Annotated in this window: 16 protein-coding genes; 3 read left to right on the top strand and 13 right to left on the bottom strand. The window is 55.4% G+C overall.

Translation table 11 applies throughout. The annotated features are described in order from the left end of the window. Positions 1-150: 150 nt before the first annotated feature. From hemG to pepQ, 4 genes are read right to left on the bottom strand one after another with little or no spacing between them, the layout of a single operon-like run. A complete protein-coding gene (gene hemG / locus ABLU78_RS15665; protein WP_015368833.1) occupies positions 151-684 on the bottom strand; it encodes a menaquinone-dependent protoporphyrinogen IX dehydrogenase in 534 nt (177 codons plus the stop codon). Positions 685-695: 11 nt separating this feature from the next. Continuing rightward, positions 696-2,147, bottom strand: a complete 1,452-nt coding sequence (trkH, locus tag ABLU78_RS15660) for a Trk system potassium transporter TrkH (protein WP_015368834.1) — start codon at positions 2,145-2,147, stop codon at positions 696-698. A gap of 41 nt (positions 2,148-2,188) precedes the next feature. Continuing rightward, positions 2,189-2,803 (bottom strand): IMPACT family protein, encoded by a 615-nt coding sequence (locus tag ABLU78_RS15655; protein WP_015704001.1) that lies wholly within the window; start codon positions 2,801-2,803, stop codon positions 2,189-2,191. Then, on the bottom strand, positions 2,803-4,134 hold the full coding sequence (gene pepQ, locus ABLU78_RS15650) for a Xaa-Pro dipeptidase (RefSeq protein ID WP_015704000.1): 1,332 nt from the start codon (positions 4,132-4,134) through the stop codon (positions 2,803-2,805). The genes ABLU78_RS15655 and pepQ overlap by 1 nt, the downstream gene beginning before the upstream one ends. Before the next feature lie 191 nt (positions 4,135-4,325). Here pepQ and fadB point away from each other — a divergent pair, with 191 nt between their 5' ends. After that, the gene (fadB, locus tag ABLU78_RS15645) at positions 4,326-6,515 is read left to right on the top strand and encodes a fatty acid oxidation complex subunit alpha FadB (protein WP_032713797.1); all 2,190 of its coding nucleotides are present in this window, start codon (positions 4,326-4,328) and stop codon (positions 6,513-6,515) included. Positions 6,516-6,524: 9 nt separating this feature from the next. After that, positions 6,525-7,688, top strand: coding sequence for an acetyl-CoA C-acyltransferase FadA (gene fadA, locus ABLU78_RS15640; protein ID WP_032713798.1), 1,164 nt, complete (start codon positions 6,525-6,527; stop codon positions 7,686-7,688). 104 nt (positions 7,689-7,792) lie between these two features. Here fadA and fre read toward each other — a convergent pair whose 3' ends face one another. Next, positions 7,793-8,494, bottom strand: a complete 702-nt coding sequence (fre, locus tag ABLU78_RS15635) for an NAD(P)H-flavin reductase (RefSeq protein ID WP_008807928.1) — start codon at positions 8,492-8,494, stop codon at positions 7,793-7,795. A 55-nt stretch (positions 8,495-8,549) separates the two neighbouring features. Further along, a complete protein-coding gene (gene ubiD / locus ABLU78_RS15630; RefSeq protein ID WP_015368839.1) occupies positions 8,550-10,019 on the bottom strand; it encodes a 4-hydroxy-3-polyprenylbenzoate decarboxylase in 1,470 nt (489 codons plus the stop codon). A gap of 177 nt (positions 10,020-10,196) precedes the next feature. Between ubiD and rfaH the strand changes: the two genes are divergently transcribed. Further along, the gene (gene rfaH / locus ABLU78_RS15625) at positions 10,197-10,685 is read left to right on the top strand and encodes a transcription/translation regulatory transformer protein RfaH (protein WP_015703997.1); all 489 of its coding nucleotides are present in this window, start codon (positions 10,197-10,199) and stop codon (positions 10,683-10,685) included. Positions 10,686-10,693: 8 nt separating this feature from the next. Here the strand turns inward: rfaH and tatD are convergent, their stop codons facing one another. The 7 genes from tatD to ubiE all read right to left on the bottom strand — a co-directional run bounded on the left by tatD (position 10,694) and on the right by ubiE (position 16,232). Then, positions 10,694-11,488, bottom strand: coding sequence for a 3'-5' ssDNA/RNA exonuclease TatD (tatD, locus tag ABLU78_RS15620; RefSeq protein WP_162866945.1), 795 nt, complete (start codon positions 11,486-11,488; stop codon positions 10,694-10,696). A 32-nt stretch (positions 11,489-11,520) separates the two neighbouring features. After that, complete coding sequence (tatC, locus tag ABLU78_RS15615; RefSeq protein WP_015368842.1) at positions 11,521-12,294, bottom strand: Sec-independent protein translocase subunit TatC; 774 nt, start codon at positions 12,292-12,294, stop codon at positions 11,521-11,523. A gap of 3 nt (positions 12,295-12,297) precedes the next feature. Then, positions 12,298-12,834 (bottom strand): Sec-independent protein translocase protein TatB, encoded by a 537-nt coding sequence (tatB, locus tag ABLU78_RS15610; protein ID WP_015703995.1) that lies wholly within the window; start codon positions 12,832-12,834, stop codon positions 12,298-12,300. 3 nt (positions 12,835-12,837) lie between these two features. Continuing rightward, positions 12,838-13,089 (bottom strand): Sec-independent protein translocase subunit TatA, encoded by a 252-nt coding sequence (tatA, locus tag ABLU78_RS15605; protein ID WP_015368844.1) that lies wholly within the window; start codon positions 13,087-13,089, stop codon positions 12,838-12,840. 131 nt (positions 13,090-13,220) lie between these two features. Next, positions 13,221-14,861: a ubiquinone biosynthesis regulatory protein kinase UbiB gene (ubiB, locus tag ABLU78_RS15600; RefSeq protein ID WP_032713802.1), complete on the bottom strand. Its 1,641-nt coding sequence runs from the start codon at positions 14,859-14,861 to the stop codon at positions 13,221-13,223. After that, the gene (locus ABLU78_RS15595; protein WP_032713803.1) at positions 14,858-15,463 is read right to left on the bottom strand and encodes an SCP2 domain-containing protein; all 606 of its coding nucleotides are present in this window, start codon (positions 15,461-15,463) and stop codon (positions 14,858-14,860) included. The genes ubiB and ABLU78_RS15595 overlap by 4 nt, the downstream gene beginning before the upstream one ends. 13 nt (positions 15,464-15,476) lie before the next feature. Then, positions 15,477-16,232 (bottom strand): bifunctional demethylmenaquinone methyltransferase/2-methoxy-6-polyprenyl-1,4-benzoquinol methylase UbiE, encoded by a 756-nt coding sequence (gene ubiE, locus ABLU78_RS15590; protein ID WP_015368847.1) that lies wholly within the window; start codon positions 16,230-16,232, stop codon positions 15,477-15,479. Positions 16,233-16,286: the final 54 nt, after the last annotated feature.

Genomic DNA, 16,286 nt, shown 5'->3' with positions numbered 1-16,286 from the left:
CTCACCGGAACCCCGCTGACCCGGCGGCTTGTTTGCCGTTGTTCCGTGTCAGTGGTGGCGCATTATAGGGAGTAATTCTGAAGTGACAAGAGGAAATTCAAAAAAACTTTTCGTTCGCTCGATTTTCCACCATAACGCGAGTTTTACGCGCTATTTGCTCGTCATTTGCGCGATTTCTCGGGCAAATCTGGCAACCTGCGGCCAATCGGTATAAACCACTTCTTTACTGGTATCCGTTTCCCCGCCGGTCATCTTCATAATTAAGCGAATCATCATTCGATCGTACCAGCGATATCGCGGATAACGCAGCGCACCGGCAAATACCGCGCAGCTCTGCGGCTGCCACGGCGAGTTAAGGAGAAACTTGCGCGTATAGCTGTTGGTTTGCGGGGTGCGCTTTTCCGGTTTGCGCGCCACCAGGTTTACCGAGAAGAACGCCCCCGGCAACGCCTGCAGAGATGCCAGATGCTTTTTCACAAAGCGGTCCAGCGCTGGATGAAAGTGCCCGTAGCGAATAGAAGCGCCAATCACCACCCGATCGTAATGATGCCACTCAACCGTCTCGGTACGGTTCAAGTTCACAGTATCCGCATCAACCCCCAGCTCTTTGAGTTCAGAAGCCAGGTAGGAGGCAATTTCACGGGTCTGCCCATCCCGGGTGGAGAAAAGAATTAAAGTTTTCACGAGCACTCCTGTTATTCGCGCCAGAAAGTGGGAGTAAAGAGCACCAATAAGGTGAACACTTCCAGACGACCAAACAGCATGTTAGCAATCAGGATCCATTTCGCGACCGGGTTCATTGTCGCAAAGTTATCAGCAACGACCCCAAGACCAGGCCCCAGGTTGTTCAATGTCGCCACAACTGAAGCAAAGGCAGAGAAGTCATCAACCCCAGTCGCAATAATAGCCAGCATACTAATGATAAAGACCAACGCATAGGCGGAGAAGAATCCCCACACGGCTTCCAGAATACGTTCCGGTAGCGCACGGTTGCCTAGCTTAATGCTATAGACCGCATTCGGGTGCACCAGGCGCTTAAGCTCACGATTCCCCTGCTTAAACAGCAACAGGATACGAATGACCTTTAAGCCACCGCCCGTTGACCCGGCGCAGCCGCCGATAAACGCAGAGCATAGCAGCAATACCGGCAAGAACAGTGGCCAGCGCGCAATACTATCGGTAGTAAACCCAGCGGTCGTCGCCATCGACACCACCTGGAAGAACGCCTGGTTCAGCGTTGTTAACACCGAGCCGTAGACATTATGTAGCCACAATACCAGTGTACAGACGATAACCAGGGTTAGCTGAACACCGATAAACATTCTGAATTCCGGGTCACGCCAGTAAACCCGCAAACTGCGTCCACTTAATAGCGAAAAGTGCAGGCCATAGTTACAGCCGGAGATCAGCAGGAAGATGGCGATGATGGAATTAATCATCGGGCTATTAAAGTAGCCGACGCTGGCATCGTGAGTTGAGAAGCCGCCGATAGCGATGGTCGCAAAGCTATGGCCGATCGCGTCGAATGCCGGCATTCCGGCAAACCACAGCGCCAATGCGCAGGCGACGGTTAATAAGACATAAATAAGCCACAGCGTTTTTGCCGTCTCGGCAATACGCGGGCGCATTTTATTGTCTTTCAACGGGCCCGGCATTTCTGCCCGGTAGAGCTGCATCCCACCGACGCCGAGGATAGGCAAAATCGCCACCGCCAGCACGATGATCCCCATACCGCCGAACCACTGCAGCATCTGGCGATAGAACAGGATGGCATGAGGCAGTGAGTCCAGTCCCACCAGCGTCGTCGCGCCGGTAGTGGTTAAGCCGGAAAAGGATTCAAAAAAGGCATCCGTCACCGTCAGATTAGGCTGTTCAGCAAAGATAAACGGTAACGCACCGACGCTGCCCAACACGGTCCAGAACAGCACGACAATCAGAAACCCCTCGCGGGATTTCAGTTCGCCTTTTTGCTTGCGGTTCGGCCACCACAGCATGGAGCCAATCGCCAGGGCAACAAAGAAGGTTTGGGTGAAAGCTCGCCCCGCGCCATCGCGATATATCAAGGCCACTAATCCCGGGACAATCATTGTCCCCGAAAATAAGATGACCAACAGTCCAACGATTCGGGTTATCGCGCGAAAATGCATCTCTGGCGCTTCCTTTGGGTTACAAAAAAATCAGGTGGGGATTATTCGTCAATCTTCAGTAATTGCAATGAACCACGACTAAAATCAGCCAGTTTTGTCGAAAAAGAGGCCACTTCAGCTTGCGGAAGCGCGACGCGCAGTTGCACAGACGCCTGATATTCGCTTTCCACAATAATGCCCGAGAACTGCGCCAGCAACGCTTCTACCCCGGCCAGCTGTCCGTATTCACATTGCAAAGTATATGCGGTTAACGGCGTCTTGCGCTGCGTTTTCAACTGCGCAAGCGCCTGATGGACACCGCCGCCATAGGCCTTCACCAGACCGCCGGTACCCAGCAGAATACCACCGTAGTAGCGCACCACCACCGCGGTTATCTCGCCGACGCCGCTGCCCATCAGCTGCGCCAGCATGGGTTTACCTGCCGTTCCCGCCGGTTCGCCATCGTCAGAGAAACCCAGCTGCTGTGAATCATCAGGAGGCCCGGCAACCCATGCCACGCAGTGGTGACGAGCGTCCGGGTGCTCAGCCCTGACCGATTCGACAAACGCTTTCGCCGCCGCCACGCCGTCGGTATGCGCCAACAGCGTGATGAAACGGCTCTTTTTGATCTCTTCAACAACGCTCACCGGCGCGGCCGGCACCAACCAACTTTCCATTACGCCAGTTTCAGGTCGCGCGTCATATTTTCGATGCTGTTTTCGTGAACCACCACGTTATCTTCGATACGAATCCCGCCAAACGGCTTCATGGCTTCAATTTTCTGCCAGTTGAAGTGCTTGCTGAACTGCCCTTCACGCCATGGCGCCAACAGCGACTCAATAAAGTAGATGCCTGGTTCGATAGTCAACACCATACGCGGTTCGAGAATACGGGTGCAGCGCAGGTAAGGATACTTCGACGGCGCCGCCAGATGCGTACCGGTATCGTCCTGCATGAAACCGGCGACATCATGAACCTGCAGGCCCAGCGGATGACCAATCCCGTGTGGCATAAACGGCCCGGTCAGATCGTTTTCCACCATCGCCTCTTCGCTCATGCCGGTCACTAGCTGGTGTTTACGCAGCAGCTTTGCGATGCGCTGATGGAACTGAATATGGTAATCAACGTAGCTGGTGCCAGCCTTCATGGTGCTAATCAGCGCCAGTTGCTCGTCGTTAACGTCTTTAATCAGCTGCGCGAAATCGTTATCGCTGTGGCCTGCCCAGGTACGAGTCAGGTCCGCGGCATAGCCGTTGTACTCTGCGCCCGCATCCAACAAGAAGCTACGCATTTCGGTTGGCGCACGGTGATCCAGCTTGGTGTAGTGCAATACGGCCGCATGCTCATTCAGCGCCACGATATTGCTGTAAGGGACGTCGGTATCGCGATGACCGGTCGCCGTCAGGTAAGCCTGATTAATATCGAACTCGCTCATCCCCGACTGGAAAGCTTCGTGGGCCGCGCGATGGCCGTTCACCGCCGATTTCTGCGCTTCACGCATACAGGCCAGCTCATAGTCGGTTTTGTAAGCGCGATAATAGTGCAGATAGTCGATAACGCCTTTCGGGTTGATTTTGTCTGCCGCGATCTCCAGACCTAAAGCACGTTCCGGCACCGGGCCGATATACGCTATGTTGCCACGCGCCGCGGGCAGTTGACCGCCAATGCCATCGGCTTTCGGCAACGCAATAACATCCACTTCCTCAGTCCAGAAAGAGGTCGGCAGCGGCTCAACGTTGTGCCAGTAATCGACCGGCAGATAGAACCACAGTTTCGGTTTATTCACGCCATCCACCAGCAGCCAGCAGTTTGGCACCTGGGTCACCGGCACCCACGCCTTAAACTGCGGGTTAACCTTAAACGGATACGGATGATCGTCGAGGAAGACATTGATCAGCTCGCCGGAGTGGATAAGCAGAGCATCCAGCTTGAAGCGATCTAAAACTTTGCGGGTACGTTCTTGTAGGGTAACGATATGATTTTTATAAAGCGCGGCCAGTGATTCCATCTTTTATCCTTTGCTTTTATTGGATCGTGATTCTCCGCATCTTAGCACATTGGCTCCAGGCCGGGTGATTTCTACCGGATGTGATCCGACCAGCAATTATTTAAAGAGTAATTTGCATTTTCTTAACATAAATTCCACACTCCGAGTCATCTGGTATGACCAGATCATATTGCTGGATTCAGGAGACTGACATGCTCTACAAAGGCGACACCCTGTACCTCGACTGGCTGGAAGATGGCATTGCCGAACTGGTTTTCGACGCCCCCGGCTCGGTTAACAAGCTTGATACTGCAACCGTTGCCAGCCTCGGTCACGCGCTGGACGTACTCGAAAAACAAAAAGATCTCAAAGGGCTGCTGCTGCGCTCTGAAAAAGCGGCCTTTATTGTCGGCGCCGATATCACCGAATTCCTTTCTCTATTCCTGGTGCCGGAAGAACAGTTGAGCCAGTGGCTGCACTTCGCCAACAGCGTCTTCAATCGCCTGGAAGATTTACCGGTCCCTACTCTGTCAGCGGTTAACGGCTACGCGCTGGGCGGCGGCTGCGAATGCGTACTGGCGACCGACTATCGCCTCGCCACGCCGGATCTGCGCATCGGCCTGCCGGAAACCAAGTTGGGCATTATGCCTGGCTTCGGCGGTTCCGTACGTCTGCCGCGCCTGCTCGGCGCCGATAGCGCGCTGGAAATTATTGCCGCCGGTAAAGACGTCGGTGCCGATCAAGCGCTGAAAATTGGCCTCATTGACGGCATTGTTGCCGCGGAAAAACTGCATCACGGCGCGCTGGCGATTCTGCGTCAGGCGATTAATGGCGACCTGGACTGGAAAACCAAACGTCAGCCGAAACTGGAGCCGCTGAAGCTCAGCAAAATTGAAGCCGCCATGAGCTTCACTATTGCCAAAGGTATGGTCGCGCAAACCGCCGGAAAACATTACCCGGCGCCGATCACCGCGGTAAAAACCATCGAAGCCGCCGCGCGTCTTGGCCGTGATGACGCGCTGAAGCTGGAAAACCAAAGTTTTGTTCCGCTGGCGCACACCAACGAAGCGCGCGCGCTGGTCGGTATCTTCCTTAACGACCAGTACGTCAAAGCGAAAGCGAAAAAACTCACTAAAGATGTCGAGACGCCGAAGCACGCTGCCGTATTAGGCGCCGGCATTATGGGTGGCGGCATTGCTTACCAGTCAGCCTGGAAAGGCGTGCCGGTGGTGATGAAAGACATCAGCGACAAATCGCTGACCCTTGGCATGACCGAAGCGGCGAAGCTGCTGAATAAACAGCTGGAACGCGGAAAAATCGACGGCCTGAAGCTGGCCGGGGTGATTAGCACCATTCAGCCAACGCTGGAATACAGCGGTTTTGACCGCGTGGACGTCGTCGTTGAAGCGGTGGTGGAAAACCCGAAAGTGAAGAAAGCGGTACTGGCGGAAACCGAAGAGAAAGTGCGTCCGGACACCGTGCTGGCTTCCAACACCTCAACGATTCCTATCAGCGAGCTGGCCAGCGTTCTGCAGCGCCCGGAGAATTTCTGCGGTATGCACTTCTTTAACCCGGTACATCGCATGCCGCTGGTTGAAGTGATCCGCGGCGAGAAAACTTCGGACAAGACCATTGCCAAAGTCGTGGCCTGGGCCAGCAAAATGGGCAAAACACCGATCGTGGTGAATGATTGCCCCGGCTTCTTCGTTAACCGCGTCCTGTTCCCCTATTTCGCAGGCTTCAGCCAGCTGCTGCGCGACGGCGCGGATTTCCGCAAAGTCGATAAAGTGATGGAAAAACAGTTTGGCTGGCCGATGGGCCCGGCCTATCTGCTGGATGTTGTCGGCATCGATACCGCGCACCATGCTCAGGCGGTAATGGCGGCGGGGTTCCCACAGCGGATGCAGAAAGATTATCGCGATGCGATCGACGCGCTGTTTGACGCCAACCGTTTCGGCCAGAAGAACGGCCTCGGTTTCTGGCGTTATAAAGAAGACAGTAAAGGTAAGCCGAAGAAAGAAGAAGATGCCGCAGTCGATAGTCTGCTGACCGAAGTCAGCCAGCCGAAGCGCGATTTCAGCGATGAAGAGATTATCGCCCGCATGATGATCCCAATGGTTAACGAAGTTGTTCGCTGCCTGGAAGAAGGCATTATCGCCAGCCCGGCGGAAGCGGATATGGCGCTGGTATACGGCCTGGGCTTCCCTCCGTTCCACGGCGGCGCATTCCGCTGGCTGGACACCATCGGCAGCGCAAAATATCTCGATATGGCGCAGCAATACCAGCACCTCGGCCCGCTTTATGCCGTGCCGGAGGGTCTGCGTAATAAGGCCCGTCATAACGAAGCGTATTATCCTCCAGTAGAACCAGCCCGTCCGGTTGGCGAACTGAAAACGGCTTAAGGAGTCACAATGGAACAGGTTGTCATTGTCGATGCAATTCGCACCCCGATGGGCCGTTCAAAGGGCGGCGCCTTTCGCAACGTGCGTGCGGAAGACCTCTCCGCACACCTGATGCGAAGCCTGCTCTCGCGTAACCCGTCCCTTGAGGCGAGCGCGATTGACGATATTTACTGGGGCTGCGTGCAACAAACGCTGGAGCAGGGTTTCAACATTGCGCGTAACGCCGCGCTGTTGGCGGAAATACCGCACTCGGTACCGGCAACAACGGTTAACCGCCTGTGCGGTTCCTCCATGCAGGCGCTGCACGATGCCGCCCGTATGATCATGACCGGCGACGCCAGCGTCTGCCTGATTGGCGGCGTTGAGCACATGGGCCATGTGCCAATGAGTCATGGTGTCGATTTCCATCCGGGCCTTAGCCGTAACGTGGCGAAAGCCGCCGGTATGATGGGGCTGACCGCGGAAATGCTGGCGCGTCTACACGGCATTAGCCGTGAAATGCAGGATCAATTCGCCGCACGTTCCCACGCTTGCGCCTGGGCGGCAACGCAATCCGGGGCATTCAAGGCGGAGATTATCCCGACCGGCGGCCACGATGCCGATGGCGTGCTGAAATCCTTTAATTATGACGAAGTGATCCGCCCGGAAACCACCGTAGAAGCGCTGGCGGCGCTGAGACCGGCTTTCGATCCGGTGACCGGCACGGTAACGGCAGGTACCTCTTCCGCGCTTTCCGACGGCGCGGCGGCAATGCTGCTGATGAGCGAAAGCCGCGCCCGCGAGCTGGGGCTGAAGCCGCGCGCTCGCGTCCGTTCAATGGCGGTGGTCGGCTGCGATCCGTCCATTATGGGTTATGGCCCGGTTCCGGCCTCAAAGCTGGCGCTGAAAAAAGCGGGATTATCCACCAGCGATATCGACGTCTTTGAAATGAATGAAGCGTTTGCCGCGCAGATCCTGCCATGTATTAAAGATCTGGGCTTAATGGAGCAGATCGACGAGAAGATCAACCTCAACGGCGGCGCGATCGCGCTCGGACATCCGCTAGGCTGTTCCGGAGCGCGTATTAGCACCACGTTGATTAACCAGATGGAACGCAAAGACGCGCAGTTCGGTTTGGCGACCATGTGTATCGGCTTAGGCCAGGGGATCGCCACCGTATTCGAGCGGATGTAGGAAAAAACTCGATGCCATTATTGCCTGCCAGCCAACAGGCAATAATGGATTAGAGGGGGTTTAGTTGCCGTTCTTCCCGCCTGTCAGGGGCGGGTTTTTTATTTTCAGATAAACGCAAACGCATCGCCAAACAGGCGATCTTCACGCGCGCCGCGCTCATTACAGAACAGGTCGCGGGCAATTTTAGCCATCTCAAAACGACCGGCAATGTAAATATCATGCTCGGCCAGCGTACCGTAATCCTGCAGCACGGCGGTGAGTACCGTACCGGAGCGACCACGCCACCCTTCTTCCGGCTGCTCGACCACCGGCTCGATGCGCAGATTCGGATGCTTGATGCTTAACGCTTCCAGCTCGGCCAGATCGTACAGATGCTTAGCCTCGCGGCCGCCCCAATAAATGGCGATATCGCGATCCGGGTTACGCGCCAGCGCGGTTAACAGAATAGAACGCACATAAGAGAATCCGGTACCGCCGGCGATCAGAATCAGCGGGCGATCTTCGTCATCGCGCAGCCACGCTTCGCCATGCGGAATATCAACCTCAATTTCACGCTCTTTCAGAATGCGATCCATCACCGCCATCGCATACAGATTGAGTTCAGAAGCACCGATATGCAGCTCGATAAACTCATGCTCTGACGGCGTGGAAGCCATAGAGAACGGACGCTTGTCGCGCTCATCCATCACTACCATCAGATACTGGCCGGCGCGGAAAGAAAATGCCGCTTCCGGTACTAATCGAACGCGATACACGGTATCGGTAATCGCCTCCACCGAGGTCACTTTACAGCTTAAGGTTGTCATGCGTCCCCTCTGTCGGGTCTATAGAGCAAAACAGCGGCGTTAGCCCCGCTTACTGTTATTTAAAGATGGCCAGTTCATCCCAGATGGCGTCGATACGCGCCGTCACCTCAGGATCTTTTTTGATTGGACGACCCCATTCACGCTGGGTTTCGCCAGGCCATTTATTTGTGGCATCCAGCCCCATTTTTGAACCCAGGCCGGAAACCGGCGAGGCAAAATCCAGATAATCTATTGGCGTATTTTCTACCAGTACCGTATCACGAGCCGGGTCCATACGGGTAGTAATCGCCCAAATCACGTCATTCCAGTCGCGCGCGTTCACGTCATCGTCGCAGACAATCACGAACTTGGTATACATGAACTGGCGCAGGAACGACCAGACGCCCATCATCACGCGCTTGGCATGGCCTGCGTACTGTTTTTTCATGGTCACCACCGCCAGGCGATAGGAACACCCTTCCGGCGGCAGATAGAAATCGACGATTTCCGGGAACTGCTTTTGCAGAATCGGCACAAAGACTTCGTTCAGCGCCACGCCCAGCACCGCGGGTTCATCCGGCGGACGACCGGTATAGGTCGAATGATAAATCGCGTCTTCGCGCTGGGTAATATGGGTCACCGTAAATACCGGGAAGCTGTCTACTTCATTGTAGTAGCCGGTATGATCGCCGTATGGCCCTTCCGGCGCCATCTCGCCGGCCTCAATGTAGCCTTCAAGCACGATTTCCGCGCTGGCCGGCACTTCAAGGTCATTGGAAACGCACTTCACCACTTCGGTCTTGGTGCCGCGCAGCAAGCCTGCGAAAGCGTATTCCGACAGGGTATCAGGAACCGGCGTCACCGCGCCCAGAATGGTCGCCGGATCGGCGCCAAGCGCCACGGAAACCGGAAAACGTTCGCCGGGATGCGCCGCGCACCACTCCTGGAAATCGAGCGCGCCGCCGCGGTGGGACAACCAACGCATGATGAGTTTATTTTTGCCGATCAGCTGCTGGCGATAAATACCCAGATTTTGCCTCTCCTTGTGCGGGCCGCGGGTCACCGTCAGCCCCCAGGTAATCAGCGGCGCGGCATCTTCCGGCCAGCAGGTCATAATCGGTATTTTGTTGAGATCGACATCATCGCCCTGGATGATTTTTTGCTGACAAGGCGCGCCGCGCAGGCGTTTGGTCGGCATATTCAACACTTGCTTGAACTGCGGCAGCTTATCAAACAGATCGCGGAAGCCTTTTGGCGGCTCCGGCTCTTTCAGAAAGGCCAATAGCTTCCCGACTTCCCGTAGCGAACTGACGTCTTCCTGGCCCATCCCCAGCGCCACACGACGCGGCGTGCCAAACAGATTGCACAGCACCGGCATCGAGTAGCCTTTCGGGTTTTCAAACAGCAGCGCCGGGCCGCCGGCACGCAGGGTGCGGTCGGCAATTTCGGTAATTTCCAGATGCGGGTCGACCGGCAGGGTTATCCGTTTTAGCTCGCCCTGCTGCTCAAGTAATGTCAGAAAGTCGCGTAGATCGTGGTATTTCATGGAGTTATTATTGACCTCTATACAAGCGGCTGATTATACGATTTTCGCCGCAACGATGCTGTACTTTTGTTAAATAAGCGTAAATGAACAGGCTATTTACGCTTTCGCTTATAATGGTTTTCGCGATTGTTCCAGGCTTTTGTTATGCTTGCAGGTAGTAAAGCGGAAAGAGTCATTATGCAAGCCTGGTACTTACTTTATTGCAAACGTGGGCAGCTTCAGCGCGCCCAGGAACACCTTGAACGTCAGGCAGTCAATTGCCTGATGCCGACGATCGCGCTGGAAAAAATCATCCGTGGTAAACGTACTACGGTCAGCGAGCCCCTGTTCCCAAACTATCTGTTCGTCGAATTCGATCCCGAGATCATTCATACCACCACCATCAGCGCTACCCGAGGGGTGAACAGTTTCGTCCGTTTTGGCGCCCAACCGGCAGTGGTCCCTTCAGAGGTGATTCACCAGCTTTCCATCTATAAACCGGAAGGTATTACCGACCCGGAAACGCCTCATGAAGGCGACAGCGTGTTAATCACCGACGGTGCTTTTGAAGGGCTGCAGGCTATTTTCACCGAGCCCGACGGCGAAGCCCGTTCAATGCTGCTCCTCAATCTGTTGAATAAACAGGTCCTGCAAAGCGTTAAAAATACCGACTTCTATAAAATCTGACGGCGCGGTTAAAAGCGCACGCCAAACAGCTTCCTGACGTTCGCATCCGTAACCTCCTCCAGCCATTGCGTTTCCTCGCCTCGCCAGCCCGCTACGCTTGCCAGAATATGCGGCAGATAAGCGGGCTCGTTGCGCCGCGAGGAGGGCTTCGGCTTCATGTCGCGCGGCAACAGATATGGTGCGTCGGTCTCCAGCAGCAGACGTTCCGCCGGGATCGCCGGCAACAATTCACGAAGCTCCAGTCCCCGCCGCTCATCGCACACCCAACCGGTGATACCGATAAATAAACCTCTATCAAGACACTGAATCACTTCCTCGAGGCTACCGGTAAAGCAGTGCAACACGGCGCCGGGCAGTTTATTGAGCCACGGCTCCAGCAGCTCAAGGAACCGTTGATGGGCGTCGCGGCAGTGTAAAAATACCGGCATTGAGAGCTCAGCCGCCAGCGCCAGCTGGGCGTTGAATGCCTTCTCTTGTTCCTGCGGCGTTGAGAAATTACGGTTGAAATCAAGACCGCATTCGCCAATCGCCGCCACCTGCGGCTGGCGGGCCAGCGCGTGGATTTCTTCGGCCACCGACTCAGTCCAGGTGCTGCTATCGTGCGGATGTACACCCGCGGTAGACCAGCAGTTGGCGTAACGGCCAGCCATCTGCCGCGCCTGCTGGCTTTCATGCAGATTGGTGCCGGTCAGCAACATCCCATGGACACCTGCCGCCTGCGCGCGCGCAACCACCTCGTCGTGGTCGCGGGAAAACTGCGAGCTGGTCAGATTTACGCCAATATCAAACATCATAACTCCCATATGACAACCGCCCTGACGGGCGGTTGGCGTTGTTACTCTTCTTTGCTCTCCGCCTCTTCGGCGGCGGCATCTTCGTCACGCGTCAGGCGTTTACCGGTGTAGAAACGGGCAAAGAACACCCCGACTTCAAACAGGCAATACATGGGGATGGCCAACAGCGTTTGCGAGAACACATCCGGCGGCGTCAGCAACATACCGACCACGAAGGCGCCCACCAGCACGTAGGGCCGTTTTTTACGTAAATCTTCCGGCGTCGTGACGCCCATCCAGCAGAGCAGGACGATGGCGACCGGCACTTCAAACGACACGCCGAAAGCCATAAACAGCGCCATGACAAAATCGAGGTAGCTACGGATATCGGTCGAAACTAATACCCCTTCCGGCGCGGCGTGAGTCAGGAAGCCGAATGCCAGCGGGAACACGACGAAATAAGCGAAAGCCATACCGATATAAAACAGCAACGTACTGGAAACCAGCAGCGGCATGACCAGCCGACGTTCATGCTTATACAGCGCCGGCGCCACGAATGCCCATACCTGATATAGAATGACCGGCACCGACAGGATCACCGAGACCATAAAAGTCAGTTTGATCGGCGTGAAGAAAGGAGAAGCGACATCGGTGGCGATCATCGTCGCGCCTACCGGCATTTTGCTGATAAGCGGAGCGGATACCAGTTGATAGATATCATTGGCGAAGTAAACCAACGCCAGGAAGATCACCAGGATGGCAATGATGCTGTTGAGCAGGCGCTTACGCAGCTCAATCAGATGTGAAATTAACGGTTGAGTCTCGTCTACGCCCATTTTTTACGCTTTATCACTCGATGCGGGGGAAGAATCTGGCACTGCCGCGGCGGCTTTTTCCTTAGCCGCCGGGACTTCAGCCGGCGAAACGGATGGCTCCTCGGCAACGGGCTCCGGGGTATGTGCCGGGGCGCTGACCTGATGTTCCGCCGTTGCCGGCGTGACATCCTGACGCTGCGCTTCGCTACCTTTGACGACCGGATTATGAATGGTGTTCGCTTCGTCGCTGGCCTTTTCAGGATCGTGGGCGGTATAGGAACGCTTCATAGATTCAGCTGCTTCACGCAGCTCGTCCATCGAGGCTTTGAGCTCCGGAGTCAGATTATCCAGGCTGGCTTTCTCCACCTTCTTCAGGCTCTCCTGAAACTCCTGCAGTTTTAGCTCCTGGGCAAGCTCATTTTGTACGGTGGTCGCCAGCGAGCGCAACGTACGGATCCAGCTGGCCACCGTTTTAACGGCGACAGGTAGTCGCTGTGGCCCCAATACGATGAGGCCAATCACGAACACCAGCAATAGTTCACTAAAACCGATATCGAACACGAATTACACCTGCTCTTTGTCGTGGCGTTTTGTCTCGTCTTTTTTCGCATCATCTTGTTTATCAGCGATAGTTTTCGCTGCAAAATCTGCATCGGCTGAGGATTTATCGGATTTCTCATCATCGCTCATCGCTTTTTTAAAGCCCTTGATCGATGCGCCTAAATCCGAACCCAGCGAGCTCAGCTTCTTCGTCCCGAAAAGCAGAACTACGATGACGACAACAATTAACAACTGCCAAATACTGATACCACCCATACACGTTCCCCTATGACAGATGATGAATGATGAGAGCGCATTATACACGTCATCCGGTGAGACGCCTCTTTGTCAGACCGCTCACATGACTTCGCGCAAGAATCAATGCGCCAGAATAAACGCGAAACCTGTCAGCGCGTTTTTCGCCAACCAATAAGCCAGGTTACGACGCCGCCGGCCATCAGCCAGCCTGGCATCATGCCCCACTCCGGGCGGTGGATAAATAACAGCGTACCGCTTAAAAGCAAAACGGCGCCTATACCAAACAGATAGCGGGACTGCCCCTGACGCACGTGACGCACCTGGAAGTCGCGCACGATAGTATCGACGCTGGTCTGCAGCTGTTTGCTCTGCTGCAGGCTTTGGTACACCAGCTCAGGAATTTCCGGCATCCTTTCAATCCAGAACGGCGCTTTTTCTTTAAACGCACGCACCAGCGCGGGAATACCGACCTGATCCTTAATCCACGACTCGAGGAAAGGCTTCGCCGTTTTCCACAAGTCTAACTGAGGATAGAGCTGACGACCTACCCCTTCTACGTAAAGTAATGTCTTCTGAAGCAAAACCAGCTGCGGTTGGACTTCCATATTGAAACGCCGCGCGGTATTAAACAGATTCAGCAATACGTGGCCGAAGGAGATTTCCGCCAGCGGCTTTTCAAAAATGGGCTCGCACACGGTGCGAATCGCAAACTCAAACTCTTCAACGTTGGTATCCGGCGGCACCCAGCCGGAATCGACGTGCAGCTCGGCAACCTTACGGTAATCGCGGTTGAAGAAAGCAATGAAGTTTTCCGCCAGATAACGCTTATCGTCTTTGTTCAGCGAGCCGACGATACCGCAGTCGATACCGATATATTGCGGGTCATGCGGATGATCGTAGCTAACGAAAATATTACCCGGATGCATATCCGCATGGAAAAAGCTGTCGCGAAACACCTGGGTAAAGAAGACCTGCACACCACGCTCCGCAAGCAACTGCATGTTAGTGCCCTGGGCTTCCAGCGCGGCGACATCGGAAACCGGAATACCGTAGATCCGCTCCATCACCATCATGCCTTCGCTACAGTAATCGGAATAGACTTCCGGCACGTATAGCATTGGGCTATCTTCGAAATTGCGCCGTAGCTGAATAGCGTTAGCCGACTCGCGTAACAGATTCAGCTCGTCCATCAACGTTTTTTCATATTCGCGGACGACTTCTTGCGGGCGCAGACGGCGGCCATCCGGCAGCAGACGAGGTACCCAGCGCGCCAGGCGGTAGATTAATTTCATGTCCGCTTTGATCACCGGCAGGATATCCGGGCGGATGACCTTGATGACGACCTCTTTGCCGTTGTCTTTCAGGCGCGCGGTATGGACCTGGGCGATGGAGGCGGAAGCGAGCGGCTCAATGGCGAAATCATCGAACCAGGCTTCAATGGGCAGCCCGCCCATCGCTTGTTCGATCTGTTGTTTAGCCAATTTGCCATCGAAAGGTGCGACGCGATCCTGCAGCAGCGCCAGTTGATCGGCGATTTGCGGCGGGAACAGATCGCGGCGGGTGGAGAGCATCTGGCCGAACTTAATCCACACCGGGCCCAGCTCCTGCAGCGCCAGGCGTAAGCGTTGACCCAGCGGTTTATCTTTGTGGCGATTCGGCATCCAGAACAACATTCGCCGCCAGAGGCGCAGCGGCAACGTGATACGCATTTTGGGAATGAGCTCATCAAGCCCGTAACTCAAAAAGGTGCGGATGATAAAATACAGGCGCCGTAATTCTCCTGGCGTCATTTGCCCTCCAGCGTTTCCAGCCGTTTTTCCAGTGCGGCCAGCGCGCGTTCAACGGCGGCGGATTCTTCAGCAAACCAGGCCATTTCCAACGGCCCCGGCGCCAGTCGCCACTCTTCGGTAATCGCTTCAGCGACGTAGCGCTGCTGGCTTTTCGCGCCCTGCAGCAGGAAGCGCGCGCCGCCGCGAAGCACCTTGCCAACCCCTTCAGCGACGATGTCGCCGGTATATGGCGCCAGTAGCTCTGCCGGGTCGAACTCCGCCAGATCGCAAAGTGCGACCATGTTCTGCACAACCTGCAGGTCGCCCTGTACTTCCAGATCGCCGCTGCGAATCAGCGCGGTCAGTTGTTGGCGGTTACGCAACTGCGGCAGCACGCTCAGGCGGGTTATCACGGTACAGTCAGCTTCGCCTTCCCACGCGCCGAGCACGTCGATTTGCTGCTCGCTAAAGGCCAGCACGACAGGCGCCGACAGCTCTTTGAGCTCTACGCGCAGCACTTTCCCCAGCAGGCGCTGACGCGCCGGTTTAAGCGCGCGGTCGCGCCAGAGAAAAGTATTAAGAACCGTTTCGATGCCAGCGGTAACCAGTGGTGCGAAAGGCATAGCGTCCCTCCTGTCAGAACTTATAGCCGCGGTGTAGCGCGACAATACCTGCCGTCAGGTTGTAGTAGTCGACGCTTTCAAAACCCGCCTCCTGCATCATGCCTTTCAGGGTGTCCTGATCGGGATGCATGCGGATGGATTCCGCCAGATAGCGATAACTTTCCGCATCGTTTGCCACCAGCTCGCCGACTTTCGGCAGCACGTGGAAGGAGTAAGCGTCGTAGGCTTTGCTCAGCGGTTCGAGAATCGGTTTAGAAAACTCCAGAACCAGCAGACGTCCGCCCGGTTTCAGCACGCGGTACATTGAACGCAGCGCTTTGTCTTTATCGGTAACGTTACGCAGGCCAAAGGAGATGGTAATGCAGTCAAAGGTGTTATCCGCAAACGGCAGCGCTTCAGCGTTGGCCTGAACATACTCGACGTTACCGACAATACCGATGTTGCGCAGTTTTTCGCGGCCCATTTTGAGCATCGAATCATTGATATCGGCGAGCATCACACGGCCGGTTTCGCCCACCAGACGGGAAAACTTCGCCGTCAGGTCGCCGGTGCCACCCGCTAAGTCCAGCACGGTTTGCCCGCGACGCACGCCGCTGCAGTCGATGGTGAAGCGCTTCCACAAGCGATGAATCCCGAACGACATTAAGTCGTTCATCACATCATATTTTGCAGCGACAGAATGGAATACATGCGCCACCATGTCCGCCTTCTGCTCTTTGGCTACCGTCTGAAAGCCAAAATGCGTTGTTTCTTGTGAATCCTCAACCATCTCTATGCCCGCTTACTTATCAAGAAAATGTTCAGCGAGTGTAACAGATTCAGG

Origin of the sequence: Klebsiella sp. JN_Kp122, from assembly GCF_040062085.1 — a bacterium.
Taxonomy (GTDB): Bacteria; Pseudomonadota; Gammaproteobacteria; order Enterobacterales; family Enterobacteriaceae; genus Klebsiella; species Klebsiella aerogenes.
Note: the sequence above shows the minus strand (reverse complement) of the source record. Positions and strands in the feature narration are given on the sequence as shown.